Origin of the sequence: Micrococcus sp. H39-S4, assembly GCF_027158145.1 — a bacterium.
Lineage (GTDB): Bacteria > Actinomycetota > Actinomycetes > Actinomycetales > Micrococcaceae > Micrococcus > Micrococcus luteus.
In genome coordinates, this window is record NZ_JAPVLT010000003.1 from 54,311 (window position 1) to 79,657 (window position 25,347).

The following is a 25,347-nucleotide window of genomic DNA, read 5'->3' on the forward strand; positions in this document are numbered from 1 at the left end:
ATCCTGTTACCGGCGTCACATGGAGGACTCATGAAGTACCGCCCGCAGCACGAGGCCAACCCCCTGCCCTTCTCCCCCTTCAAGAGCTCCACCGTGCCGCGGCCCATCGGCTGGCTGTCCTCCGTGAGCACGGACGGCCGGGAGAACATCGCCCCCTACAGCCAGTGGCAGAACCTCACCTTCGACCCGCCCATGGTGATGTTCTCCGCGAACCAGTACCCGGACGGACGCCGCAAGGACACCGTCCTCAACGCGGAGCAGACCGGCTGGTTCGTGTGGAACATGGCCACCTACGACCTGCGCGAGGCCGTCAACGTCTCCGCCATGGCCCTGGAGCCGGGCGAGAGCGAGTGGGACCGCATCGCCGAGCACGGCGTCACCAAGGTCTACGCGGACAACCACCCCATCCCGATGGTCGCCGAGTCCCCCGTGCGCTTCGAGTGCCGCTACCACTCGACGCACCGCATCAAGGGCGACTCGAACGTCGGCACCATCGACGTGGTCTTCGCCCACGTGGACACCATCCACATCGACGACGACGTCATCACCGCCGACGGCCGCCTCGACATCCCGCGCATCCAGCCGATCGCCCGCCTGGGCTACTTCGACTACACCGTGGTGCGGGAGACCTTCGAGATGCGGGTGCCCGGCGCCGACGGCGATGCCCAGGCCGGCCTCGAGGGACGGGCATGAGCACCGCGGCCACCGGCGCGGCCCGGCCCGCTCCCGTGCCCGGGGCCTGCCCCCGGAGCCTGAAGGACATGCTGGCCGTGAACTTCGGCAACGCGCTGGAGTGGTACGACTGGAACGTCTACACGATCTTCGCCCCGGTCTTCGCGGCGCAGATCTTCCACGCGGACAACCCCACCTCCGAGCTGCTCGCCACCCTGGCCGTCTTCGCGGTGGGCTTCGTCGCCCGCCCCATCGGCGGCTACGTGTTCGGCGCCTACGCGGACCGGGTGGGCCGCAAGCGCAGCCTCTTCGCGGCGATGATGATCACCGCGCTCGGCAGCCTGATCATCGCCTTCACCCCCACCTACGGCACGGTGGGCGTCCTCGCCTCGGTGATCCTCGTCGTCGCCCGCCTGCTGCAGGGCCTGGCGCACGGCGGCGAGATGGGCACCTCCGTGACCTACCTCGTGGAGCGGGCGCCGCAGGGCCGGCGCGGGCTGTTCGGGGCGACGTCGTGGGTGTCCGTGGTGGTGGGCACGATCCTGGCGACGCTCGTGGGCCTGGCCATCAACACGCTGCTCTCCCACGAGCAGGTGGCGTCCTGGGGCTGGCGCGTGGCGTTCGGCATCGGCGGCGTCCTCGGCCTCTACGCGCTGTATCTGCGACGGAGCCTGACGGAGTCGGAGCACTTCACGGCGGCGCAGCAGGTGGTGCCCACCGCCGACGACGCCCCGCGCCGGGAGCCGGGCGCGGTGTGGCGCGGCCTGCTGACGATCTTCCTGGTCTCCGCGGGCGGCTCCCTGATGTTCTACACGTGGCTGATCTACCTGCCCACGCACGCGCAGGTGGCCCATCAGATGGACAAGTCCACCACCCTCTCGGCCTCGCTCCTGGCCCAGGTGATCTTCCTGGCCGCCATCCTCGGGGCGGGCCTGCTGGGCGACCGGATCGGCCGCCGCCCGCTGGTCATCGCCTTCGGCCTGCTCTTCGTGGTGCTGCCGTTCCCGCTGTTCGGCATGCTGGACGGCACCTTCGCCTCGTTCCTGCTCGTGCAGACCATCGCCCTGCTGGCCGTGGCGCTGCTGTTCGGCGTCAACGGCGCCGTCTGGTCCGAGGTGCTGCCCACGGCGGTGCGCGCCAAGGGCGTGGCCACCATGCTCTCGCTGGCCACCGCGATCTTCGGCGGCACGGCGCCGTACCTGATCACGTGGCTGACGGCGCAGGGGTGGGCCAGCGCGTTCCCGATCTACCTCATGGTGGTCGGCGGCCTCACCGGCCTGACCGGCCTGTTCATGAAGGAGACGAAGGACGTGGACCTGGCGGCCTGAGCCGGGGCGACCGGGCCCGCAGGCCGCCCCCTCCGCACACAGAGTGGTCACGACACGCCGTCTCGTGCAGACGCACGCGGCGTGTCGTGACCACTCTGTGGCCTCTGACCGCTCTGCGGCGTCAGTGCCCCTCGGCCTCGGCGCCCTCGGACTCCTTGGCCAGGTCCTGCGGCTCGGCATCGGCGGACACGCCCGCGAGCGCCTCCGCCACGGCGGCCAGCACGGACCCGTCGCGCAGGGCCTGCTCGGCGGCGGCCAGCTGCGGGGCCATGTACTGGTCCGGGCCGGGGCCGGGGACGCCGGCCTCGCGGATCACGCGGACGGCGGCACCGGTCGCGGCGGAGGGCTGCAGCGGGGCGCGCAGCTCGATCGCGCGGGCGGCGGCCACGAGCTCGACGGCGAGCACGCGGCGGAAGTTCTCCACGGCCGAGCGCAGCTTGCGGGCGGCGTGCCAGCCCATGGAGACGTGGTCCTCCTGCATCGCGGAGGACGGGATCGAGTCCACGGACGCGGGCACGGCCAGACGCTTCATGTCCGAGACGAGCCCGGCCTGCGTGTACTGGGCGATCATCATGCCGGAGTCCACGCCCGGGTCGTCCACGAGGAACGCGGGCAGCCCGTGTGAGCGGGCCGGGTCCAGCATGCGGTCGGTGCGGCGCTCGGACATGCTGGCGACGTCGGCCACCGGGATGGCCAGGAAGTCCAGCACGTACGCCACGGGCGCCCCGTGGAAGTTGCCGTTCGAGCTCACCCGGCCGTCGTCGAGCACCACCGGGTTGTCCACGGTGGCGGCGAGCTCGCGCTCGGCCACGGTGCGCACGTACGCGAGGGTGTCGCGCAGGCCGCCGGCCACCTGCGGGGCGCAGCGCAGCGAGTAGGCGTCCTGCACGCGGGAGTCGCCCTCCTTGTGGCTGGCCACGATCGGCGAGCCCGCCAGGATCTTCAGCATCCGGTCGGCGGAGGTCGCCTGGCCCGGGTGGGGGCGCAGCGGCAGGTGCAGCTCCGGCACGAACACGCGGTCGGTGCCGAGCAGCGCCTCCACGGACATCGCGGCGGTGAGGTCCACGGTGTCGGCGAGCTCCTCGAGGTCGGCCAGCGCCATGATCAGCATGCCGAGCATGCCCTCGGTGCCGTTGACGAGGGCCAGGCCCTCCTTCTCCCGCAGCTCGACCGGCTCGATCCCGGCCTCGGCGAGCGCCTCGCGGGCCGGACGCAGCGCACCGTCCGCCCCGACGACGTCGCCCTCGCCCATCAGCGCCAGGGCCACGTGGGAGAGCGGGGCGAGGTCGCCCGAGCAGCCCAGCGAGCCGAACTCGCGCACGGCGGGGGTGATGCCCGCGTTGAGCATGGCCACGAAGGTCTCGACCACCACGGGGCGCACGCCCGTGCGGCCGGAGGCCAGCGTGGTGGCGCGCAGGAACATCAGCGCGCGGACGACCTCGCGCTCCACCACGGGGCCCATGCCGGCGGCGTGGGAGCGGATCAGGGACTTCTGCAGCTGCGCGCGGGACTCGAGCGGGATGTGCTTGTCCGCGAGCGCGCCGAAGCCGGTGGAGACGCCGTAGGTGGGGGTCTCGGCCTCGGCCAGCGCCTCGACGTGGCGGCGGACCGCGCCGACGGTCTCGAGCACGTCGTCGGCGAGCACCACGCGGGCGTCGTGGCGGGCCACGGCGACGACGTCGTCCAGGGTGGCCCCGGACGTGCCGAGCGTGACGGTGGCGGGAGGGGTGGTCATGGTGATGCGTTCTCCTTGCTGTCGGTCGATCAGACGGCCCGGCGGCCCGCGCGCCAGACCGCATGGGTCAGCGGCATGCCGGGGCGGTAGGCCAGGTGGATGGCGGCGGGGGCGTCGAGCACGTGCAGGTCGGCGCGCTTGCCGACCTCGAGGCTGCCGACGCGGTCCTGCGCCCGCAGGCCGATGGCCCCGCCGAGGGTGGCGGCGCGCACGGCCTCGGCGAGGGTCAGGTGCATCTGCAGCACGGCGGTGCCCACGTTGAAGTTCATGGACGTGGTGTAGCTGGTGCCCGGGTTGCAGTTCGAGGCCAGGGAGACCTCGATGCCGGCGTCGAGCAGGCGACGCGCGGGCGCCAGCGGGGCGCGGGTGGACAGGTCGCACGCCGGCAGGCAGCCGGCCACGGTGCCGGGCGTGCCGGTGGCCGAGGCGCGGTCCCAGCCGGTCCAGGTGCCGGCCAGGGCCTCGACGTCCGCGTCGGAGAGGTGGTTGACGTGGTCCACGGAGGCGGCGCCGAACTCCACGGCCACGCCCACGCCCGGGCCCTGCTCGATCTGGTTGCCGTGCAGGCGCACGCCCAGTCCCGCCGCCACGCCCGCGGCGAGCACGCGGCGGGTCTGCTCGGCGTCGAAGGCGCCGGTGTCGCAGAACACGTCCACCCAACCCGCGTGCTCCCGCACGGCCTCGAGCATCGGCCCGACGACGTCGTCGAGGTAGTCCTCCGCGTCCCGGCCCGGGGGCACGAGGTGGGCGCCGAGGAAGGTCACCTCGTCCACGAGGCCCTCCTCGCGCAGCCCGGCCAGCAGGCGCGCGTGGCGGGCCTCCTCCTCCACGGTGAGCCCGTAGCCGGTCTTGGTCTCGAGGTAGGTGGTGCCGCCGGCCACCGCGTCGGCCACCCGGCCGCGGACCAGCTCGGCCAGGCGGTCGTCCGAGGCGGCACGGGTGGCGGAGGTGGTCACACCGATGCCGCCGGCCGCGTAGGACTCCCCGGCCATGCGGGCCTCGAACTCGGCGGAGCGGTCCCCGTCGAACACGAGATGCGTGTGGGAGTCCACCCAGCCGGGCAGCACGGCGCGGCCCCCCACGGACACCCGGTCGTCCGCGTCCGGGGCGTCCGCGGCGGCGCCGATCCAGGCGATGCGCTCGTCCTCGACGACGACGGCCGCGTCCGTGAGCACCCGCCTTTCGGGGTCGACGGTGGTCAGCTCGGCGATGTCGGTGATGAGCGTGGAGCGCATGGGGGCCTCTCTCTGCGGGACGGACGGGGGGTGGGGCGGTGGGGTGGGCCTCAGGTGAGCGCCGCGACCAGATGGGCGACCGGCGTGGCGAGCAGGATGGTGAGGGCCACACGCTCGGCCCAGATCACCACGAGCTTCCACAGCGGGATGGGGATGTCCGTGGCCAGGATGGCAGGCACCACCGCGGAGAAGAAGATGATCGCGGAGACGCAGACGACGCCGATCACGAAGCGGGCGACGAGGTCCTCGTGACCGGCCGCCATCGTGGCCGGGATGAACATCTCGGCGATCGAGGTGGCGGAGGCCGAGGCCAGCAGGCCGGGATCGGAGTAGCCCAGCGCCCAGAACAGCGGGTAGAAGATCACGCCGATCCACTCGAACACGGGCGTGTAGGTGGCCAGGACCAGGGCGATCAGGCCCACGGACATGATGGAGGGCAGGATCTGGAGCACCATCACGAGGCCGTCCCGGAAGTTGACCCAGATGTTCTTCGGCAGGGACGGGGCCTCGGCGAGGGTCTGTTCGGCGGCGCGACGGGCCACCCGGAAGCGGTCCCGGGTGACGGCCAGCTCGGGCGAGTGCACCGCGCCGGGGTACACCTCGTCCGGGATGCGGCTCAGCGGCGGGATGCGCACGGTGATGGCCGTGACCGCGAACGTCACCAGGAGGGTGCCGAAGAAGTACCAGAGCCAGATGTCCATCAGGCCCAGCGTCTTGGCGACGATCACCATGAAGGTCGCGGACACCGTGGAGAAGCCGGCGGCGATGATCGCCGCCTCGCGGGCCGTATAACGGCCGCTGGTGTACATGCGGTTGGTGAGCAGCAGGCCCAGGGCGTAGGAGCCCACGAAGGAGGCCACGGCGTCGACGGCGGCGCGGCCGGGCACCCGCCAGATCGGCCGCATGGCCGGGCGCAGGTAGACGCCCACGAACTCCATGAGGCCGTAGCCGATCACGAGGGCCAGGAAGACGCCGCCGATGGGCACGATCAGGCCCACGGGCACCACGAGCTTGTCCATCAGGAACGGACCGATGCTCTTGTCCAGGATCCAGCTCGGGCCCACGCCGAACACGACCATCGCCGAGGCGACCAGGCCGAGCACGGCGAGGAACGCGAACACCGCCCGCGTGGTGCTGGTCCGCCAGCGACCCGAGGCGAACGGGTACACGGCGCCGGCGGCGATGATGGCCAGGCCCACCCAGCGGTCGGCCGGGCCGAGCAGCCCGCGCACCCAGGTCACCAGGTGGTCCAGCGGGATGGAGCTCGCCCCGTTGATCGTGACGGGCACGAAGAACATGACGATGCCGATCGCCGAGTAGACGATCATGCGCCAGCGCGCCGGCGGGCGGGGCGCGTCGGCCTCGATCGCGGCCATCGCGGTGGTGTCGGTGTGCAGCTCGTGGTCTGCGGGGCGGGACGAGTCCATCGTGGTGTCCTTTCGATCGCGAGCCGGACGGGCGGACGCCCGTCCGGCTCGCGGCGGTGAAGTCGTCGGACGGCGACGGCGCGGCGGCACCGTCGTCGTCCGACGACGTGACCGGGGTCAGTCCCGGATCGTGGCCTCCATGGGCACACGGACGCCGCGCTCCTTCGCCACCTCGGCGGCGCGGGAGTAGCCGGCGTCGACGTGGCGGATGACGCCCATGCCCGGGTCGTTGGTGAGCAGCGCCTCGAGCTTGGCCGCGGCCAGCTCGGTGCCGTCGGCCACGCCCACCTGGCCGGCGTGGATGGACCGGCCGATGCCGACGCCGCCGCCGTGGTGGATCGACACCCAGGTGGCACCCGAGGAGGTGGCGGTCAGCGCGTTGAGCAGCGGCCAGTCGGCGATCGCGTCGGAGCCGTCCAGCATGGACTCGGTCTCGCGGTACGGGGAGGCCACGGAGCCGGAGTCGAGGTGGTCGCGGCCGATCACGATCGGCGCCTTGACCTTGCCTTCGGCCACGAGCTGGTTGAAGAGCAGGCCGGCCTTGTGGCGCTCGCCGTAGCCCAGCCAGCAGATGCGGGCCGGCAGGCCCTCGAACTCCACGAACTCGGCGGCGCCGTCGAGCCAGCGGTGCAGGTGCTCGTTCTCGGGGAACAGCTCCTTCAGGGCCTCGTCGGTCACGCGGATGTCCTCCGGGTCGCCGGAGAGCGCGGCCCAGCGGAACGGGCCGAGGCCCTCGCAGAACAGCGGGCGGATGTAGGCCGGGACGAAGCCCGGGAACTCGAACGCGCGGGAGTAGCCGGCCTTGCGGGCCTCGTCGCGGATGGAGTTGCCGTAGTCGAACACCTCGGCGCCGATGTCCTGGAAGCCGACCATGGCCTCGACCTGGCGGGCCATGGACTCCTGGGCCTTCTTGGTGAAGGTGTCCGGGTCGGCCTCGGCCTCGGCGTGCCAGTCCTTCTCGTCGATCTCGATCGGCAGGTAGGACAGCGGGTCGTGCGCGGAGGTCTGGTCGGTGACGATGTCGATCTCGACGGTGCCGGCCTTCTGGCGCTCGAGCAGCTCGGGGAACACCTCGGCGGCGTTGCCCACGAGGCCCACGGAGACGGCCTCGCCGTCGCGCTTGGCCTGCATGACGCGCTCGACGGCCTTGTCGATGTCCGTCTCCACCTCGTCCAGGTAGCGCTTGCCCATGCGGCGGCGCAGGCGGTCCTCCGAGACGTCCACGATCAGGCAGACGCCGCCGTTGAGGGTGACGGCCAGGGGCTGGGCGCCGCCCATGCCGCCGCAGCCGCCGGTGAGGGTCAGGGTGCCCTTGAGGGAGCCGTCGTAGCGCTTGCGGCCGATCGCGGCGAAGGTCTCGTAGGTGCCCTGCAGGATGCCCTGGGTGGCGATGTAGATCCACGAGCCGGCGGTCATCTGGCCGTACATCGTCAGGCCCTCGGCCTCGAGCTCGCGGAAGGTCTTCCAGTCGGCCCAGTCGCCCACCAGGTTGGAGTTGGCGATCAGCACGCGCGGGGCCCACTTGTTGGTGCGGAACACGCCCACCGGCTTGCCGGACTGCACCAGGAGGGTCTCGTCCTCCTCGAGGTCCTTGAGGGTGGCGACGATGGCGTCGTAGGCCTCCCAGGAGCGGGCCGCACGGCCGGTGCCGCCGTAGACGACGAGGTCCTCGGGACGCTCGGCGACCTCGGGGTCCAGGTTGTTCATGAGCATCCGCAGCGGGGCCTCGGTCTGCCAGGACTTGGCGGAGAGCTCGGTGCCGCGCGGGGCGCGGATGGTGCGGGACGGGTCGTGCTGGGTGAAGCCCACGGCCATGGCAGTTCCTCTCGACGGGGTGCGTGCGCCGCCGGGACGGGTGGCCCCGGTGATTTCACGGCTCGGCATGCACTTTCCGAACATTGAAACAGTGACTCGGCTCACGCGCAAGCCCGATCCGCGCGTCCCGCACCCGTTACGCTCCCTCTCATGACCACCACCCCCACCGCCTCGACGCGCACCGTGGACCGGGCCCTGGACCTGCTCGCCGCCGTCACCGAGCAGCCCCGGCTGAGCCTGACCGAGGCCGCCCGCGCCACGGAGCTGCCGGCGTCCACGGCGCTGCGCCTGCTGCGCAGCCTCGAGGGATCCGGCTTCGTTGCCCGCGACGACGACGGCGCCTACCGCCCCGGCGTGCGCCTCATCCAGCTCGGGGCGCGGGCCTTCTCCCGGGACTCGCTCGTGCAGCTGGCCCGCGGGCCGATGGACCACGTCGTGGCCGCCACGGGCGAATCCGTCTACCTCTCGGTGACGACCCCTCCGGACTCCGCCGTCTACCTGGCGATCGTGGAGGGCACGCACTCGGTCCGCCACACGAACTGGGTCGGACGCACCGTCCCCCTGGCGGGCACGGCCGTGGGCGACGCCCTGCGCGGCAGCGTGGCCGCGGGGGACTACACGCTGCGCACCCGTTCCGTGGAGAAGGACGTCACCTCGCTGTCCGCCCCCATCAGCGTGGCGGGCACGGTGGTCGGTGCGCTCAGCACACTCGTGCCGGCCTACCGCTGCACGGACGAGCTGGCGGACCGGTGCGGGGCGGCCCTCGTCGCCGCCACCGACGAGCTGGCGCACCTGCTCGGGGCGGCGGACACTCCCAGGGAAAGCCCAGCCGACTCCCCTGGAAAGCCCAAGGCGAGTTCGTAGGCTGAAGCCACCTCATCGAAGGTGCGAGTGATGACGGAGAAGGCCCCGGGCCCGGCGAGAGCCGGAACCGGGGCCTTTCTCTGTGCCCGGCGCCCGAGGCGCCGGGTCCGGGATCAGCGGCGGGAGGAGACGACGCCCGCCCAGAGGCCGCCGAGCAGGCCGGCCACCGGCAGCATCCAGAACAGGTGCACGCCCGACCCGTAGAGGACGGTGTTGGAGAACACCGCGAACAGGCCCACGGCACCGAGGAAGCCGCCGACCACGCCGCCGACCACGTAGCGCACGACGGAGCGGGCGGCCCCGCCCATCAGCAGCACGACCAGGTAGCCGGCCGCGCCCGCCAGGGCGCCGCCCACCAGGCCGAACATGAACGACTGCACCAGCACGACCCAGCCGCGGCCGGTCTCGCCCAGCGCCACGGAGCCGTTCGGATCACCCAGGCCGCCGGTGAGCACGCGCACGACGTCGCCGATGATCACGACGAGCACCGAGAGGAGGATGACGCGGTTGGTGAAGCCCCAGCCGTCCACCGGGCGCAGCGGCTCGAGCACCTCCTCCTCCACCACGGCGTGGCGCACGGGGCGGGCCGGGGCGGTGTGGGCGTTCGCGGTGTGGGGCTGGACGGCGTGGCTGCCGTCGGCGTTGATGGTCATCTCTGATCTCCCGTCCCGCCCCGGGCGGGGCGCGTTCCGGGCGCCAGGGCGCCCGTCTGGTTGCACGTCTGACGTGATTTTAGGCTTTTCCCAGCCCGAGGGGGTAATGGTGACCCGTCCGCCGGGCGGGGGCGGCTCAGAGGACGTCGGTGCGGCGGTTGGCGAGCGAGGGGAGGAACTCCCGGACCTCGTCGATCCGCTCGCGGGTGACCTCCGCGGTCACCACGGCCTCCCGCTCGTCGGCGAGCTCGGCGACGGGCAGCGCCAGCGGGTCCACGATCATCGAGTGGCCCACGGTGCCGTCCGAGCACGTGTCCGCCGCGGCCACCCACACCGTGTTCTCCACCGCACGGGCCTTGAGCAGGGTGCGCCAGTGCTCCACCTTGTGCTCGCCGGAGAACCACGCCGCGGGGATCACGAGCACGTCCGCCCCCTCCACCGCGAGACGCCGGGACAGCTCGGGGAAGCGCAGGTCGTAGCAGGTGAGCAGGCCCAGGCGGAGCCCGCCGAGCTCGATCGCCGCGACGCCGCCGTCGCCGGGGGTGATCCGGTCCGACTCGCGATGCGCGAACGCGTCGTAGAGGTGGAGCTTGCGGTACGCACCCAGCCGGGCGCCGTCCGCGCCCACCGCCAGCAGCGTGTTGTAGGGACGCCGGTCCGGTCCCGGCTCGTAGCCGCCCGCGACGACGGCGATCCCGTGCTCCCGCGCCAGCGCGGCCAGGCCCGCGGCGAACGGCTCCCAGGCCGCGGCGACGGCGTCGGGGAACTCCTCCCCCACCTCGCGGGCCCCGAGCATGGCCTCCTCGGGCAGCACCAGGAGGTCCGCCCCCTCGCCCGCGGCGCGGGCGGCGAGGCGGGCCATCACGGCCAGGTTCTCCTCGACGTCGCCCACGGGCCCGAACTGTCCGACGCTGATCCTCATGCCCCCAGGGTAGCCAGGCCCCTGCCGGTGGCCGTCAGCCCTGGTCAGCGCCGGGGCCAGCCGCCACGCTGGAAGCCGGGCACGACGTCGGCCCGCATCGGCCGCCGTCGTCCTCCGCCCCGGATCCGCGCGGCACCGCGCGGCACGTCGACACCACAGGAGCAGACGCGATGACCACCCAGCAGCCCGACATCCCCGGCACGCCGGGGCCGATCACCCCCGACCTCGAGGAGCACACCGCCCTCACCCACCCGGACCAGCCCGTGGCCGCGCCGGCCCCGGACCAGCGCGGTCCGGCACAGGTCTCCCCCACCGGCCAGGACACCGGCGCCGACCCCGCGACCGCCGCGCAGGGCTGCCCGTACCTGACCACCGCGCACGGCGTCCGCCTGCAGGACTCGGACCACTCGCTCAAGGCCGGCCGCCGCGGCCCCACCCTGCTGCAGGACCACCACCTGCGGGAGAAGCTCAGCCACTTCGACCACGAGCGCATCCCCGAGCGCGTGGTCCACGCCCGCGGCGCCGGCGCCCACGGCGTGTTCCGCGGCTACGGCACCGCCGCGAAGATCAGCCGGGCCGGGCTGTTCGCCAAGGACAAGGAGACGGAGGTGTTCGTCCGCTTCTCCACCGTGGCCGGCTCCCGCGGCTCCATGGACCTGGCCCGCGACACCCGCGGCTTCGCCACCAAGTTCTACACGGACGAGGGCACGTGGGACCTGGTGGGCAACAACATCCCCGTGTTCTTCGTGCAGGACGCCATCAAGTTCCCGGACGTGGTGCACTCGGTGAAGCCGCACCCGGACCGCGAGATCCCGCAGGCGCAGTCCGCGCACGACACGTTCTGGGACTTCGTGTCCCTGCACACCGAGGCCCAGCACCACACCCTGTGGAACATGTCCGACCGCGGCATCCCGCGCTCCTACCGCATGATGGAGGGCTTCGGCGTCCACACCTACCGCCTGATCGCGGCGGACGGCTCCACCGTGCTGGTCAAGTTCCACTGGAAGCCGATGCTCGGCGTGCACTCCGTGACCTGGGAGGAGGCGCTGCTCACCAACGGCATGGACCCGGACTTCCACCGGCGTGACCTCGCCGACGCGATCGAGGCCGGCGCCTTCCCCGAGTGGGAGCTCGGCGTGCAGGTGTTCGAGGACAACGAGGAGCAGATGTTCGAGGGCATCGACCTGCTCGACCCCACGAAGCTGGTCCCGGAGGAGCTCGCCCCCGTGCAACCCCTCGGCCGCATGACGCTGAACGCCAACCCGTCCAACTACTTCGCGGAGACGGAGCAGGTGGCCTTCAACCCGGCCAACCTCGTGCCCGGCATCGACGTCACCAACGACCCGCTCCTGCAGGGCCGCCTCTTCTCCTACCTGGACACGCAGCTCACCCGCCTCGGCGGGCCGAACTGGACCCAGCTGCCCATCAACCGCCCGCACGCCCCGGTCAACGACATGCTGCGTGACGGCTTCCACCAGAGCGCCGTGCATCGCGGCGTGGCGCCGTACCGGCCCAACTCGCTCGACGGCGGCCTGCCGTACGAGACCCCCGCGGACGACCACGCGTTCATCGAGCACCCGGAGCCGCTGCCGGCGTCGGTGAAGGAGCGCGCGCACGCCGCCTCCTTCGACGACCACTTCTCGCAGGCGCGCCTGTTCTTCCTCTCCCTCTCCGAGGTGGAGCGCGAGCACGTGGCGCAGGCGTACACGTTCGAGCTGGGCAAGTGCTACGAGCAGACCATCCGCGAGCGCCAGCTGGCCCACCTCGCCGCGATCGACACGCGACTGGCCCAGCAGGTCGCGGACGGCCTGGGCATCCCCGTTCCCGCGCCGACCGAGACCCCGGCCGACGTGCAGCCCTCCCCCGTGCTGTCCCAGATCGGCGGGGCGTGGCCGCTCGACGGCCGTCAGGTCGGCGTCGTGGTGGGCGAGTCCGTGGACGAGAAGGAGCTGGACGCCCTCGTGCAGGGCATCCACGGTGCGGGCATGGTCCCGCTGGTCATCGCGCCGAAGGGCGGCCCCGTGGCCGGGGAGATCGTGGCCCAGCGGACCTACCTGACCGCCGCGTCCATCGAGCTGGATGCCGTGGTCGTGGCCTCGCCGGCGGCCCCCGCCGCTGACGCCGCCCCCAGCCTGGACCAGAAGGCCGGCGCCGCCGACTCCGAGGCGGTGGACCCGCGCGTCGTCAAGGTGCTGCAGGAGATGTGGCGCCACTCCAAGGCGATCCTCGCCCTCGAGCCGGCGGAGGCCGTCCTCGCGGCCGCCCAGGTGTCCGGCAAGGGCGTCGAGTCCGCGGCGGACGGCGCCTCCGCCGTCAGCCGGCTGACGGAGCTGCTGCCCGCGCACCGCGTGTGGGACCGCTTCCCGACGACGGGCCGCCTGGCCGACTGACCCGGCGGACCCCCGGGCGCTTTCGAACGTGAGATAGGGCCTATCTCACGTTCGAGAGCGCCCATTCGCCCTCTTTCACGTTCGAAAACGCGGGCCGGGGTGGGCCGGGGGCGGGGCGGCGGGCCGGGTCAGTCCTCGATGAGGTCGCGGACCTGGACCACCTGGTCGCGGCCCGGGCCCACGCCGATCGCGGAGATCCGGCACCCGGAGAGCTTCTCGAGGGCCTCCACGTAGCGCTGGGCGTTCAGCGGCAGATCCGTGAACGCGCGGGCGCCCGAGATGTCCTCGGTCCACCCGTCGAAGTGCTCGTAGACCGGCTTCGCGTGGTGGAACTCGGTCTGGGTCATGGGCATGCGGTCGTGGCGCACGCCGTCCACCTCGTAGGCCACGCACACCGGGATCTTCTCGATGCCGGTGAGCACGTCCAGCTTGGTGAGGAAGTAGTCCGTGAAGCCGTTGATCCGCGCGGCGTAGTGGGCCATGACGGCGTCGTACCAGCCGGTGCGCCGCGGGCGGCCGGTGTTCACGCCGAACTCGCCGCCGGTGGTGCGCAGCTGCTCGCCCATCTCGTCGAAGAGCTCCGTGGGGAACGGGCCGGCGCCGACGCGCGTGGTGTAGGCCTTCACGATGCCGATGGTCCGGGAGAAGCGGGTGGGGCCGATGCCCGCGCCCACGGCCGCGCCGCCGGCGGTCGGGTTGGACGAGGTCACGAACGGGTAGGTGCCGTGGTCCACGTCCAGGTAGGTGGCCTGGCCGCCCTCCATGAGCACCACCTTGCCCTCGTCCAGGGCGTCGTTGAGCAGGTTCACGGAGTCCACGACCATGGGGCGCAGGCGGTCCGCGTAGCCCAGGAAGTACTCGGCGATCTCGTCCACGGTGACGGCGCGGCGGTTGTAGAGCTTCACCAGCAGCTCGTTCTTCTGCCGCAGGGCGCCCTCGATCTTCTGGCGCAGGATCGACTCGTCGAAGATGTCCTGCACGCGGATGCCCAGGCGGGCCACCTTGTCCATGTAGGTGGGGCCGATGCCGCGGCCGGTGGTGCCGATCGCGCGCTTGCCCAGGAACCGCTCGGTCACCTTGTCCATGGTCTGGTGGTACGGCGCCACGAGGTGGGCGTTGGCGGAGATCTTCAGGTGCTCGCACGAGTGGCCGCGGGACTCGAGCCCGTCGATCTCCTCGAACAGCGCCTCCAGGTTCACCACCACGCCGTTGCCGATCACCGGCACCGCGTTGGGCGAGAGGATGCCGGCGGGCAGCAGCTTGAGCTCGAACTTCTCCCCGTTGACGACGACGGTGTGCCCGGCGTTGTTGCCGCCGTTCGGCTTGACGACGTAGTCCACTCGCCCGCCCAGCAGGTCGGTGGCCTTGCCCTTGCCCTCGTCGCCCCACTGGGCTCCGACGATCGCGATCGCTGGCATCTGCATCTCTCCTCAGGGCCGTGGGTCGTCCCGGACCGGCCCGTACATGGAAAACGCCCCCTTGCGGTGCGCACGGAGGCCGTACCCCCGAATCCTACCAGCGTGACGGATGCCACCCTCTGGCTACGCTGGCGCCATGAGCACCGCAGCGCCCGGCACCCAGCACTCGGAGTTCGCCTCCCCGACCCCCACCCGCAAGGGCCCGAGCGTGGGCACGTGGCGCCCCTGGGCCGTGCTGCCGTGGGCGCTGGCCCTCCTCGCCCTGCCCCTGATCGCGCTCGCCCTGCGCTCCAACTTCGGCGCGAACGGCTGGATGACGGTCATCTACATGGTCTTCGGCGCCCTGCCCCACGAACTCGTCCTCGTGCTCATGGTGGGGAGCCTGTTCCTCCTGCCCCGCGTGAACCCGCAGGATGAGCAGCGGGGCGGCATCCGGCTGGGGCGCCTGCTGCACACGCTGCTGGGCATCTCCTGGGGGTCCTTCGCGCTGGCCGCGATCATCTTCCCCGACGGCGGCGACCACCCGGGCTCCGGCGCCACGACCCCGGTGCTCATGGACTTGCTCGGCACGAGCACCGCGATGGACGTCGGCCTCGTGGGCGGCCTCGCCCTCGTGGCCGTCAGCGCGCTCACCGGTCTCGCGGTGATCGTGGTGTGCGTGGTGCGGCGGATCCGCGCCGTTCGCTGAGCACGCTCCCGACGACGGCGGTCAGCGCGCCGACATGACGCGCTGACCGTCACGGTCACGGCGTGTTCAGGCGTTGGCGGGCTCGGCCGTGCCCGCACCCCGACGGCGCAGCTCGGGCTTCACGGTGCCCTCGGCGCCCGTGTCGGGTCGGGCGTCCTCCGCGGCCCCGGCCTCCGAGGCGACGGCCGCACCGGAGCCGCACGGGCCGGCGTCGTCCGTGCCGCCGCAGCAGCCGCCGGCCGAGGCGCCGTCGTCGGCCGCGGCCTGCTGCGCACGCTCCTCGGCGCCGAGCACGGTGAAGCCGGCGTCGGCGATCATCTGCAGGTCCGCCTCGGCGTCCTGGCCCTCGGAGGTGAGGTAGTCGCCGAGGAAGATCGAGTTGGCCACCTGCAGGCCGACCGGCTGCAGGGAACGCAGGTGCATCTCGCGGCCGCCGGCGATGCGCAGCTCCTTGTCCGGGCAGGCCAGGCGGACCATGGCGAGGATCCGGAGGCACTCGAGCGGGGTGAGCTGCTGGTGGCCCTGCAGCGGGGTGCCGTCGAAGGGCATGAGGAAGTTGACGGGGATGGAGTCGGAGTCCAGGTCGCGGAGCGCGAGGACGGCCTCGACGAGCTGCTCGTGCGTCTCCCCCATGCCCGCGATCAGGCCGCTGCAGGAGGACAGGCCGGCGGCGCCGGCGCGCTGCACGGTGTCCACGCGCTGCTCGTAGGTGTGGGAGGTGCAGATGGACTCGTAGTGGGACTCGGCCGTGTTGAGGTTGTGGTTGTAGGCGTCGACGCCGGCGTCCTTGAGCTTCTCGGCCTGGCCGTCCTTGAGGAAGCCGAGGCACGCGCACACCTCGACGTCCGGGTGCTGGGCCTTGAGGTCGCCGACCATGCCGGCCACGCGGTCGACGTCGCGATCCGTGGGGCCGGTGCCGGAGGCGACCATGCACACGCGCGAGGCGCCGCCGGCGATGCCCAGGCCCGCCTGGCGGACGGCCTCCTCCGGCTTGAGCCACGTGTAGCGCAGGATCTCGGCCTCGGTGCCGAGCCGCTGGGAGCAGTAGGTGCAGTTCTCCGGGCAGAGGCCGGTCTTGAGGCTGACCAGGTAGTTGACCTTGACCGTGCGGCCGAAGTGCTTCTCGCGCAGGCGCGAGGCCGCCGCGACGATGCGGAACGTGTCCGCGTCCGGGGCGTCCAGCACAGCGACGGCCTCCTCAGCGGTGAGGCGGTGGCCCGCCTCGATGCGGTCCACGAGGGCCTCGGGGTCGAGGGCGGCGGGGCGGGGGTCGACGGCGGGGGCGTCCTGGGTGGCGGTCATGATGGCCTCTCCGGTGGGCGGGGCTCGGCCCCGGGCGGGTCTGACCCGAGGGACTCTAACAGTGTTCATTGAACAGTGTTCAGGAGCGGGGGGCCATGACCCCGACGTCAGCGCCTGCGCCGGTCCAGAGGGACCGGCTCGGGCCGGGGCTGCTCCTCGAGCGTCGTCGTCGCCGCGAGGATGCCGTGGGCGGCGGCAGTGAGCACCGCGCCGAGCAGACCGGCCCCGACCGCCCGGACGCCGGCGTCGTCGATCGCGTTCAGCACCAGCCCCGGAACGGGCGCGGCCCCCATCAGCAGCATCACCCACGCGGTGGAGCCGGCCCCGGCGTAGAACACGTTGCGGCGAGCCTGCTCCGCCTCGACCCGGTGATGCACCCCTCGCAGGGTGAGCATCGCTCCGAGGGCCGTGAAGGCCACCAGCGTCAGACCCCAGCCCAGTCCCAGGTCCTGCCGCAGTCCCGCGAACACACCGGCCGAGCCCACCAGGGCAGACGCCACACCGATGCGCCACCGCCACTCACACTCATTCCCCACCCTGCTCACAGCCCCATGCTGACACACGGCCCCCGGAGGCGGAGCGGCAGATCATGCGGTCCCGGCCGGCGGGATCACTCCTGCGTAAGGGGCGAATGGAACTCCGAGGCGAGCATCGCGTAGGTGGCGCCATCCACCCAGCCGCGCGTGAGATGCAGAGACTCCTCCTTGAACGTGCCCTCGTGACGCATCCCCACCTTCTCCATGATGCGCAGGCTCGGGGCGTTGTCCGCGAAGGCATGAGCCTCCACGCGTCGCACACCCAGATCGTCGAACGCGAAGCCCAGCAGGGCTCGAGCAAGCTCCGTGCCATAGCCCTGCCCCGCCTGGCGCGGATCGATCGTCCAGCCGAGCTCGGCCTGGGCGTCCCGGGCTTCCTCCCGCGGGCCGCCCTGACTCCACGCGTCCTGCACCGCGACCTTCCCGACACCGACAATGACGTCTCCGGCCCGCACGGTGAGGCGGTCCCCCGCCGCGAGATAGGACTCTCGCAGCGCGTCCTCACTCTCCGGGCGGCCGGAGGTCCACGTCCACACCTGCTCGAGACGGCAGAAGCCCCATACGGCGGGCGCATCGAGACCCCGGAACGGGGTGAGGGTCAGCCGGCGGGCCCGCAGCGGGAAGCAGACGCCTCGACTCGCGGCGAGCTCCAGGAGAGGGGTGGCCATGACAGACAGGGTACGAACAAGAGTCCTCGAGTCAGCCTCCGGACAGACCAGTGCCCACACCCTGCGTCGATGCCGACTCCACGCGGTCTGCCAGGGCCCGTTGACCTCAGGCAGATCCCGCCACGGAGTCCCGCACCTGCACCGGCAGATGATCGCTTCGACCATCGTGTGGACATTCGAGAAGGGTCGACCCTGCCGGCCCGTGCGGTCTGGAGCAGCGGGGCGATCAGCTCCGATCGGGCGTCGGAGGCGACGTGCAACCGGGACATGGCTCCCCGGATCTCAGCGGGTCCCTGGAGCCATTCTCAGACACGCCCTAGGCCATCTCCAGCGCCGAGGCCCGCCTCACAACAGAGGAAGTCCTGTTGCTCACTCCGGCCGGGCCGGCCGACGTCGTCGTGGGCTGGGGTGACGGCCTGTCCGGGCTGCTGGCGTTCATCACGCAGATGGCGCTCGTTCTCATGCTCGGCCACATCCTGGCGAACACCGGCCCGGTGCGCCGCCTGCTCGCCCGGCTCGCCAGCATTCCCCGCACGCCCCTGGCCGCCTACATCTTCGTGTTCGTGGTGGCGGCAGCGGCCTCCCTCATCACGTGGGGCCTGGGCCTGGTGGTCGGTGCGCTGCTGGCCAAGGAGGTCGCGGCGCAGGCCCGTGAGCGCGGGCTGGTCCTGCACTTCCCGATGCTGGTGGCCGCCGGGTTCTCCGGGTTCGTGGTGTGGCACATGGGGTACTCGGGCTCCGGCCCGCTGACGGCCGCCACCCCCGGTTCGTTCCTCACGGAGAGCCTGGACGGCCGGACGGTTCCGGTCTCGGAGACCACCTTCTCCTGGTGGAACATCACCGCCGTCGTGGTGACCGTGCTCGTCGTGGCCCTGGCCCTGTTCCTCGTCGCCCCGCGCACCGGGGACCGGATCGTGGAGCTGGAGATCGACGCGAGGGACCAGGACGCCGTGTCCGCACCGGAGATCGAGACGCCGGCGGACCGCCTCGACGCCTCCCGTGTCCCCACGCTCCTCGTGGGCGCCATGCTCGTGGTCTATCTGGTGATGCACTTCGTCGGCGGCGGCACCCTCACCCTGGACATCGTCAACTGGTCCTTCCTCGCGCTGATCCTGCTGCTGGTGCGCAGCCCGCACGAGCTGATCGGCCTCACCCAGTCGGCCGCGTCCAACGTGGGCGAGATCCTGCTGCAGTTCCCCCTCTACGCGGGCATCCTCGGCATGATGACGTCCACCGGCCTGGTGGCGGTGCTCTCGGACGCCTTCGTGGCGATCTCGAACCCGGTGACGTTCGGCCTGCTGGCGTTCCTGGCCGCGGGCCTCGTGAACTTCTTCGTCCCCTCCGGCGGCGGACAGTTCGCCGTGCAGGGCCCGATCATGCTCCAGGCCGGCGACGCGCTCGGCGTGGACCCGGCCATCACCATCATGGCCGTCTCCTACGGCGACCAGTGGACCAACATGATCCAGCCGTTCTGGGCGATCCCCCTTCTGGCGATCGCCGGCCTGAAGATGCGCGACATCCTGGGGTACACCACGGTCGTGCTGCTCGCGTCGGGGCTCGTCTTCGGCGGCACGCTCCTGCTCGTCTCGCTCTGACCCGATCGGCCGACGCCGGCCGGGGCAGGACAGACGAAGGGCCCCGGGATCACCGGGGCCCTTCGCCTGTCATCACTCGCACCTTCATCACTCGCACCTCGATGAAGCGGTTCCACCGTACGAACCGAGCATGGGCGCAGCCGTCATGCAGCCTGGCAGTTGCCTGGCAATGGCCGCCTCAGCCCAGGGCACCGCCGGACTCCGCCAGGTAGCACGTGCCGCACAGGGACTCGTAGGTCACCTGGACGCCGTCGATCGCCACCTGGTCCCCCTCGAACACGAAGTGCTCGGCGCCCGTGGCCGGGTCCACGACCTTGCGCGTGTTGAACACCGCCTTCCGGCCGCACCGGCAGATGGTCTTCAGCTCCTCGAGGGAGTGCGCCAGCTCCAGCAGCCGCGCGGAGCCCGGGAAGGAGCGGGTGCGGAAGTCGGTGCGCAGCCCGTAGGCGATCACGGGGACGCCGTCGAGCACGGCGATGCGCAGCAGGTCGTCCACCTGCGCCGGCTCGAGGAACTGCGCCTCGTCCACGAGCAGGCACGCCACGGGCGGGGCCTCCACGTGCCCCACGAGGGCGTCCGGGTCGTCACCGGTGGCGTGCCGGCGGAACAGCTCCCGCACGTCCGCTCCCGCCGGGACGAGGAAGTCCACGGCGCGGGTCACGCCGAGGCGGGAGACGACGTCGCCCTCCCCCTTCACGTCCACCTCCGGCTTGGCCAGCAGCACCCGCTGGCCGCGCTCCTCGTAGTTGAAGGCGGCCTGCAGCAGGCCCGTGGACTTGCCGGAGTTCATGGCCCCGTAGCGGAAGTAGAGCTTGGCCACGGCTCCGCTCAGCCCCGGGCGCGGCCCTGGTCGGCCTCGATCTGCTCCGCGGCCGTGGGGTCCGAATCCCGCAGGAAGGTGCGGATGCGCTCGACCTCCTCGGACTCCCCGATCCCGGCGGCCGCGCGGCCCAGCGCGTACAGGGCGCGCAGGAAGCCGCGGTTGGGCTCGTGGGCGTACGGCACCGGGCCGGCGCCGCGCCACCCCGCCCGGCGCAGCGCGTCCAGGCCCCGGTGGTAGCCGACGCGGGCGTACGCATAGGAGTCCACGGTCCGGCCCTCGGCCCACGCGTCCTCCGCCATGAGCGCCCACACCAGGGAGGACTCGGGCGCCACCGGCACGATGTCCTCGGGCAGGTCACCTGCCTCGAGCCGGGCCAGCACCTCCGGCTCCTCCGGCAGGCGCGTGGCCGGCGGCTCCATCAGGTTCTTGCCGATCAGGGACTCGGACATGGGATGCCTCTTCTCCTCGCGGACGATGCGGTCGCGGCCGAGTCTATCGACGGCGCCGGACGCCGGACGGATCGCCGTCCCCGCGTCCAGGACGGTCCGGTACCGTAGGCGCAGCGTCCGTCCGCAGCCCCACGCTCCCGGGGCCGGGCCGCCGATGCCGTCGAAGGAGCCTCCATGACCCACCCCGCGCCCGCCCGCCGCCGTGCCCCGCTGGCCGTCGGCGTCGCCGCCCTCGCCCTCGCCCTGGCCGGCTGCGGCTCGGCCGGCCAGTCCGGTGAGCCCGCCTCGTCGACCGCCGCGGCGCCCAGCGGATCGGCGGCCTCGGCCGCGGCCGGCTCGGCCACGGAGAGCCCCACCGACCCCGCGTCCGCCGCGGCGTCCCGCGTCCGTGAGGCCCTCGCGTCGGAGTCCGCCGAGGGCACCCCGCGCGCCGAGCCGCGTCAGGCGTTCGAGACCGTCGGCCCGGGCATCAAGGACGGCGCCGCCACCGAGGCCTGGAAGAACACGGCCGCGGTCCGCAACGACACCGTCTCCGTGATGGACTGCACGCGCGACGTCCTGGACCAGCGCACCCTGGACGCCGTCGCCACGCACATCCCGGACAGCTCGAACATCGAGATCGTGCAGCTGTTCGCCTCGCAGGACGAGACCCACGAGTTCCTCACCTGCGTCTACAACGGCTACTTCGAGTACAGCCCCGGCATGCCCCTGGCGCAGGTCCACTACCAGCACAACCTCGACGGCTCCCGCCTGGAGTGGTGCCAGGAGGAGCCCGCCGCCGTGGCGGACGAGTACACGTTCGACCCGAAGACCGGCAAGGGGCTGCTCGCCCTGCTGCGCCCCGGCATGGTCGGCGGCCAGGACGGCGCCCCCCTGCTGCCCCAGCGCACCGCGTGGGCCTGCTCCGAGGACGGCAGCGAGATGGTCTCCGTGACCATGGGCTCCATGGAGGGCTTCGGCGACGCCAACGGCGGCCTCACCCAGGTGAAGAACTCGCCGGTCGCGCAGAGCACCACCCTCGTCACCGAGACCCGCGACCACCTCGCGGACACCGTGCTGAAGGACGCCGGGGACTTCCAGGAGGTCATCAAGCTCAGCTCGCCGTTCTTCCTGAACGCGCAGATGGACGAGGAGACCCTGGCCCAGGCCCGGGAGATCCCCACCGGCCGCGTGCCCGACGAGCTGCTGAACAACCAGTCCACGATCGACCGCCCCGAGGGCGCCCCCGGCCCCGTGGCCCCCGGCCAGCCGCCGCGGCCGTTCCAGGGCGCCGCGCGGGAGGCCGCCGAATCCCAGCGGGCCGCGGAGGCGTCCGCCTCGGCGTCGGCCAGCCCGTCACCGACGAAGTCGGCTTCGGCCTCCCCGTCCCCCTCCACGTCCGGGGACTGACACCCGGCACGACGACGGCCGGTCACCTCGTGAGGTGGCCGGCCGTCGTCGTGGGGCCCGGCGGATCAGGCCTTCGCCGCGGCGTCGTCCTGACCGGCGAAGTGCCGGCGGTACGCGCCCAGGGTGAGGAACGCCGGGTACTCCGGCGGCAGGGCCGACTCGCAGAACACGCGCACCGCGTCCTCGAACCGGTGGCCCTCGGGCAGCGGGCCGGCGAGGATCCGAGCGTGCTCCTCGCGGATCAGCTGCTCCATCCAGCCGCGGTTGGCGGTCCGCACGCCGCCCTCGGTCAGCTGCACACCGGTGCCGTTGTGGGCCCACTGCCAGATCTGGGACCGGGAGATCTCCGCCGTGGCGGCGTCCTCCATGAGTCCGTGGATCGCGGCGGCGCCGTTCCCCCGCAGCCAGGACTCGATGTAGCGGATCCCGACCTCGATGTTCATCCGCACGCCGGCCTCGGTCACCGAGCCCGTGGTCGCGGCGACGTCGAGCAGGGCGGCCTCGTCCGGCTCCACGTCCTCGCGACGGCGGGTGCGGATCTGGTTCGGGGCCTCGCCGAGCACGGCGTCGAACTCCTCCCGGGCGACCGGCACGAGGTCCGGGTGCGCCACCCACGAGCCGTCGAAGCCGTCGCCGGCCTCGCGGGCCTTGTCCGCGCGCACCTTCTCCAGCGCGGCGGCGTTGGCCTCCTCGTTCCGGCGGTCCGGGATCACGGCGGACATGCCGCCGATCGCCGAGGCGCCGCGCCGGTGGCAGGCCCGGACCAGCTGCTCCGTGTAGGCCCGCATCATCGGCTGGGTCATGGTCACCTCCGAGCGGTCCGGGAGGACGAACTCGGCCCCGCGGTCCCGGAAGTTCTTGATGATGGAGAAGATGTAGTCCCAGCGGCCGGCGTTGAGGCCCGCGGCGTGGTTGCGTAGCTGGTACAGGATCTCCTCCATCTGGAACGCCGCGGTGATCGTCTCGATCAGCACGGTGGCCCGGATGGTGCCCTGGGGGATGCCCAGCTCGTCCTGCGCCGCCACGAACACGCAGTTCCACAGCCGCGCCTCGAGATGGGACTCGAGCTTGGGCAGGTAGAAGTACGGGCCGTGGCCGCGGCGGATCAGCTCGTGGGCGTTGTGGAAGAAGTACAGGCCGAAGTCCACGAGGGCGCCGGCCATCGGCTCGCCGTCCACACGGATGTGGTCCTCGAGGAGGTGCCAGCCGCGCGGGCGGACGATGATGGTCGGCCGGTCCGTGAGCTCGCGCTCGCGCAGCCGGTACTCCTTGCCCTCGGGGGAGGTGAAGTCGATCTGGTCGCGGATCGCGTCGAACAGGTTGACCTGCCCGTCCAGCATCCGGTCCCAGGACGGCGTCGAGGAGTCCTCGAAGTCGGCGAGCCAGCCCGAGGCGCCCGAGTTGAGGGCGTTGATCGTCATCTTCCGATCCACGGGGCCGGTGATCTCCACGCGGCGGTCCTGCAGGCCGGGGGCCAGCGGCGCCACACGCCAGGAGTCGTCCTCGCGGACCCGGCGGGTGGACCGCAGGTAGTGCGGGTTCCATCCGTCGGTGATGCGGCGCTGGGTGTACTCCCGCTCCTCGAGCAGCCGCCGGCGGCGGTCCTCGGCCAGCCGGTGCAGGCGGCCGAGGAACGCCAGCGCCTCGTCCGTGAGGATCTCGGCCTGCCGCCCGTCGACCGGCCCGTGGACGGTCACCACGGGGGCGGCGCCCTCGGGGATGACGACGGGGATGGCCTGGGTGCTCACGTCATGCGGCAGGGGCGTGTGCTCCCGAGCGTCGTCGGCATGGATCTCGTGCAGGGTGGGGGTCGTGGTCTGCGGGCTCATGGGACTGCCTCCTCGCGGTCTCGGCTGAGCGGATCAGTGGAACTGGCCGGACTCCGTGGAGCCCGCCAGGGCCACCGTGGAGCTGTCCGGGTTGATGGCGGTGGACACGGCGTCGAAGTAGCCGGTGCCGACCTCGCGCTGGTGCTTGGTCGCGGTGTAGCCGCGGGCCTCGTCGGCGAACTCGCGCTCCTGCAGCTCGACGTACGCGGACATCTGGCGCTCGTTGTATCCCTTGGCCAGGTCGAACATCGAGTGGTTCAGGGCGTGGAAGCCGGCCAGCGTGATGAACTGGAAGGTGTAGCCCATGGCGCCCAGCTCGCGCTGGAACTTGGCGATGGTGTCGTCGTCGAGGTTCTTCTTCCAGTTGAAGGACGGCGAGCAGTTGTAGGCCAGCATCTGGTCCGGGAACTCGGCCTTGACGGCCTCGGCGAACTTCCGGGCCAGCTCGAGGTCCGGCGTGCCGGTCTCCATCCAGATCAGGTCCGCGTGGGGGGCGTAGGCCTTGGCGCGGGCGATGCAGGGCTCGACGCCGTTGCGGACCTTGTAGAAGCCCTCCGCGGTGCGCTCACCGGTGATGAACTCGGCGTCGCGCTCGTCCACGTCCGAGGTGATCAGGGTGGCCGCCTCGGCATCGGTGCGGGCGATGATCACGCTGGGCACGTCGGCGACGTCGGCGGCCAGGCGGGCGGCGTTGAGCGTGCGGATGTGCTGGCCGGTGGGGATGAGCACCTTGCCGCCGAGGTGGCCGCACTTCTTCTCGGAGGCCAGCTGGTCCTCCCAGTGCACACCGGAGGCGCCGGCGGTGATCATCGACTTCATGAGCTCGTAGGCGTTGAGCGGGCCGCCGAAGCCGGCCTCGGCGTCGGCCACGATCGGCACGAGCCAGTCCTCGACGGTGCTGACGCCCTCGGCGTGCTCGATCTGGTCCGCGCGCAGCAGGGCGTTGTTGATGCGGCGCACCACCTGCGGCACGGAGTTGGCCGGGTACAGGGACTGGTCCGGGTACGTGTGGCCGGAGAGGTTGGCGTCCGCGGCGACCTGCCAGCCGGAGAGGTAGATGGCGCGCAGCCCGGCCTTGACCTGCTGGACGGCCTGGTTGCCGGTGAGGGCGCCGAGGGCGTTGGTGAACTCACCGCGGGCGTTCTCGTCCTTCAGCTGGGTCCACAGCTTCTCGGCGCCGCGGCGGGCCAGCGTGTGCTCCTCCTGGACGCGGCCGCGGAGACGGACGACGTCCTCGGCGGTGAAGCTGCGCTCGACGCCGGCCCAGCGGGGGTTGTTGTCCCAGTCGTGCTGGAGCTGTTCGGCGGAGGCGGGAGTGGAGTGGTGGGGCTGGGTGGTCATGACGTCCTCCTGAGGATCGGTCCGGTTCGGTGAAGGGTTCGGTGCGACGTGTCCGTCGCTGCCGTTGACATCCACCTTGGCCCCAGGCAAGGCCCTCTGGAGCACAAAATCGGTGGAAACTCCGGCCGTTCCTGCCACTGGGTCAGAACGTGACAGTCCTTGCGCCCCCATGTGGCCTGGATCACGGCAACGGCCCCCCGCTTGTCAAGAATGTGACTTTCTTTCCGAAGCACGTGATCTCCTCCCCGGTTCCGTCTACAGTTCCGCG

Annotated in this window: 20 protein-coding genes and 2 pseudogenes; 7 read left to right on the forward strand and 15 right to left on the reverse strand. The window is 72.1% G+C overall.

Annotated elements, in window-relative coordinates:
* Positions 1-30: 30 nt before the first annotated feature.
* Both O3T09_RS04070 and O3T09_RS04075 read left to right on the forward strand, forming a co-directional pair.
* The gene (locus tag O3T09_RS04070; protein ID WP_020624777.1) at positions 31-693 is read left to right on the forward strand and encodes a flavin reductase family protein; all 663 of its coding nucleotides are present in this window, start codon (positions 31-33) and stop codon (positions 691-693) included.
* Positions 690-2,000 carry an MFS transporter gene (locus tag O3T09_RS04075; RefSeq protein WP_060973915.1) on the forward strand — a complete coding sequence of 437 codons (1,311 nt, stop codon included), beginning with the start codon at positions 690-692 and terminating at the stop codon, positions 1,998-2,000. Before O3T09_RS04070 ends, O3T09_RS04075 begins: the two co-directional genes overlap by 4 nt.
* A gap of 121 nt (positions 2,001-2,121) precedes the next feature.
* Here the strand turns inward: O3T09_RS04075 and hutH are convergent, their stop codons facing one another.
* From hutH to hutU, 4 genes are all read right to left on the reverse strand, one after another.
* The gene (gene hutH, locus O3T09_RS04080; RefSeq protein WP_020624959.1) at positions 2,122-3,735 is read right to left on the reverse strand and encodes a histidine ammonia-lyase; all 1,614 of its coding nucleotides are present in this window, start codon (positions 3,733-3,735) and stop codon (positions 2,122-2,124) included.
* A 29-nt stretch (positions 3,736-3,764) separates the two neighbouring features.
* The gene (hutI, locus tag O3T09_RS04085; RefSeq protein ID WP_020624960.1) at positions 3,765-4,970 is read right to left on the reverse strand and encodes an imidazolonepropionase; all 1,206 of its coding nucleotides are present in this window, start codon (positions 4,968-4,970) and stop codon (positions 3,765-3,767) included.
* Between the two features lie 50 nt (positions 4,971-5,020).
* Positions 5,021-6,397, reverse strand: a complete 1,377-nt coding sequence (locus O3T09_RS04090; RefSeq protein WP_020624961.1) for a YjiH family protein — start codon at positions 6,395-6,397, stop codon at positions 5,021-5,023.
* 117 nt (positions 6,398-6,514) lie between these two features.
* The gene (gene hutU / locus O3T09_RS04095) at positions 6,515-8,212 is read right to left on the reverse strand and encodes a urocanate hydratase (protein ID WP_020624962.1); all 1,698 of its coding nucleotides are present in this window, start codon (positions 8,210-8,212) and stop codon (positions 6,515-6,517) included.
* Between the two features lie 150 nt (positions 8,213-8,362).
* Here hutU and O3T09_RS04100 point away from each other — a divergent pair, with 150 nt between their 5' ends.
* Positions 8,363-9,076: an IclR family transcriptional regulator gene (locus O3T09_RS04100; protein WP_020624963.1), complete on the forward strand. Its 714-nt coding sequence runs from the start codon at positions 8,363-8,365 to the stop codon at positions 9,074-9,076.
* A gap of 113 nt (positions 9,077-9,189) precedes the next feature.
* Here O3T09_RS04100 and O3T09_RS04105 read toward each other — a convergent pair whose 3' ends face one another.
* Both O3T09_RS04105 and O3T09_RS04110 read right to left on the reverse strand, forming a co-directional pair.
* Positions 9,190-9,729 (reverse strand): hypothetical protein, encoded by a 540-nt coding sequence (locus tag O3T09_RS04105; RefSeq protein WP_020624964.1) that lies wholly within the window; start codon positions 9,727-9,729, stop codon positions 9,190-9,192.
* Positions 9,730-9,865: 136 nt separating this feature from the next.
* Positions 9,866-10,651: a carbon-nitrogen hydrolase family protein gene (locus tag O3T09_RS04110; protein WP_043279483.1), complete on the reverse strand. Its 786-nt coding sequence runs from the start codon at positions 10,649-10,651 to the stop codon at positions 9,866-9,868.
* A gap of 170 nt (positions 10,652-10,821) precedes the next feature.
* On the opposite strand from O3T09_RS04110, the gene O3T09_RS04115 reads away from it, so the two are divergent.
* On the forward strand, positions 10,822-13,041 hold the full coding sequence (locus O3T09_RS04115; RefSeq protein ID WP_070708845.1) for a catalase: 2,220 nt from the start codon (positions 10,822-10,824) through the stop codon (positions 13,039-13,041).
* Positions 13,042-13,169: 128 nt separating this feature from the next.
* Here O3T09_RS04115 and O3T09_RS04120 read toward each other — a convergent pair whose 3' ends face one another.
* Positions 13,170-14,459, reverse strand: a complete 1,290-nt coding sequence (locus O3T09_RS04120) for an adenylosuccinate synthase (RefSeq protein WP_069941931.1) — start codon at positions 14,457-14,459, stop codon at positions 13,170-13,172.
* 136 nt (positions 14,460-14,595) lie between these two features.
* Here O3T09_RS04120 and O3T09_RS04125 point away from each other — a divergent pair, with 136 nt between their 5' ends.
* The gene (locus O3T09_RS04125) at positions 14,596-15,147 is read left to right on the forward strand and encodes a hypothetical protein (RefSeq protein WP_073116225.1); all 552 of its coding nucleotides are present in this window, start codon (positions 14,596-14,598) and stop codon (positions 15,145-15,147) included.
* Between the two features lie 66 nt (positions 15,148-15,213).
* Here the strand turns inward: O3T09_RS04125 and bioB are convergent, their stop codons facing one another.
* From bioB to O3T09_RS04145, 4 genes and pseudogenes are all read right to left on the reverse strand, one after another.
* Positions 15,214-16,449: a biotin synthase BioB gene (bioB, locus tag O3T09_RS04130; RefSeq protein WP_144818608.1), complete on the reverse strand. Its 1,236-nt coding sequence runs from the start codon at positions 16,447-16,449 to the stop codon at positions 15,214-15,216.
* A gap of 107 nt (positions 16,450-16,556) precedes the next feature.
* Positions 16,557-16,949 carry a hypothetical protein gene (locus O3T09_RS04135; protein ID WP_102708213.1) on the reverse strand — a complete coding sequence of 131 codons (393 nt, stop codon included), beginning with the start codon at positions 16,947-16,949 and terminating at the stop codon, positions 16,557-16,559.
* A gap of 110 nt (positions 16,950-17,059) precedes the next feature.
* A complete protein-coding gene (locus tag O3T09_RS04140) occupies positions 17,060-17,653 on the reverse strand; it encodes a GNAT family N-acetyltransferase (RefSeq protein ID WP_257997764.1) in 594 nt (197 codons plus the stop codon).
* A 63-nt stretch (positions 17,654-17,716) separates the two neighbouring features.
* Positions 17,717-17,922 (reverse strand): annotated as a pseudogene (locus O3T09_RS04145) (transposase); the annotation flags it as partial.
* Positions 17,923-18,015: 93 nt separating this feature from the next.
* Between O3T09_RS04145 and O3T09_RS04150 the strand changes: the two are divergent.
* Positions 18,016-19,248 (forward strand): annotated as a pseudogene (locus tag O3T09_RS04150) (short-chain fatty acid transporter); the annotation flags it as partial.
* 178 nt (positions 19,249-19,426) lie between these two features.
* Here O3T09_RS04150 and O3T09_RS04155 read toward each other — a convergent pair.
* Both O3T09_RS04155 and O3T09_RS04160 read right to left on the reverse strand, forming a co-directional pair.
* Entirely contained in the window at positions 19,427-20,068 is a 642-nt protein-coding gene (locus tag O3T09_RS04155) for a thymidine kinase (RefSeq protein WP_010079593.1), read from the reverse strand.
* Between the two features lie 8 nt (positions 20,069-20,076).
* A complete protein-coding gene (locus tag O3T09_RS04160) occupies positions 20,077-20,520 on the reverse strand; it encodes a DUF3151 domain-containing protein (RefSeq protein ID WP_060774573.1) in 444 nt (147 codons plus the stop codon).
* A 174-nt stretch (positions 20,521-20,694) separates the two neighbouring features.
* Between O3T09_RS04160 and O3T09_RS04165 the strand changes: the two genes are divergently transcribed.
* Positions 20,695-21,909: a hypothetical protein gene (locus tag O3T09_RS04165; protein WP_036341081.1), complete on the forward strand. Its 1,215-nt coding sequence runs from the start codon at positions 20,695-20,697 to the stop codon at positions 21,907-21,909.
* A 65-nt stretch (positions 21,910-21,974) separates the two neighbouring features.
* Here the strand turns inward: O3T09_RS04165 and aceB are convergent, their stop codons facing one another.
* Together aceB and aceA are read right to left on the reverse strand one after the other, a co-directional pair.
* Complete coding sequence (gene aceB, locus O3T09_RS04170; RefSeq protein ID WP_081339209.1) at positions 21,975-23,738, reverse strand: malate synthase A; 1,764 nt, start codon at positions 23,736-23,738, stop codon at positions 21,975-21,977.
* Between the two features lie 33 nt (positions 23,739-23,771).
* A complete protein-coding gene (gene aceA / locus O3T09_RS04175) occupies positions 23,772-25,079 on the reverse strand; it encodes an isocitrate lyase (RefSeq protein WP_020626748.1) in 1,308 nt (435 codons plus the stop codon).
* Between the last annotated feature and the right edge of the window lie 268 nt (positions 25,080-25,347).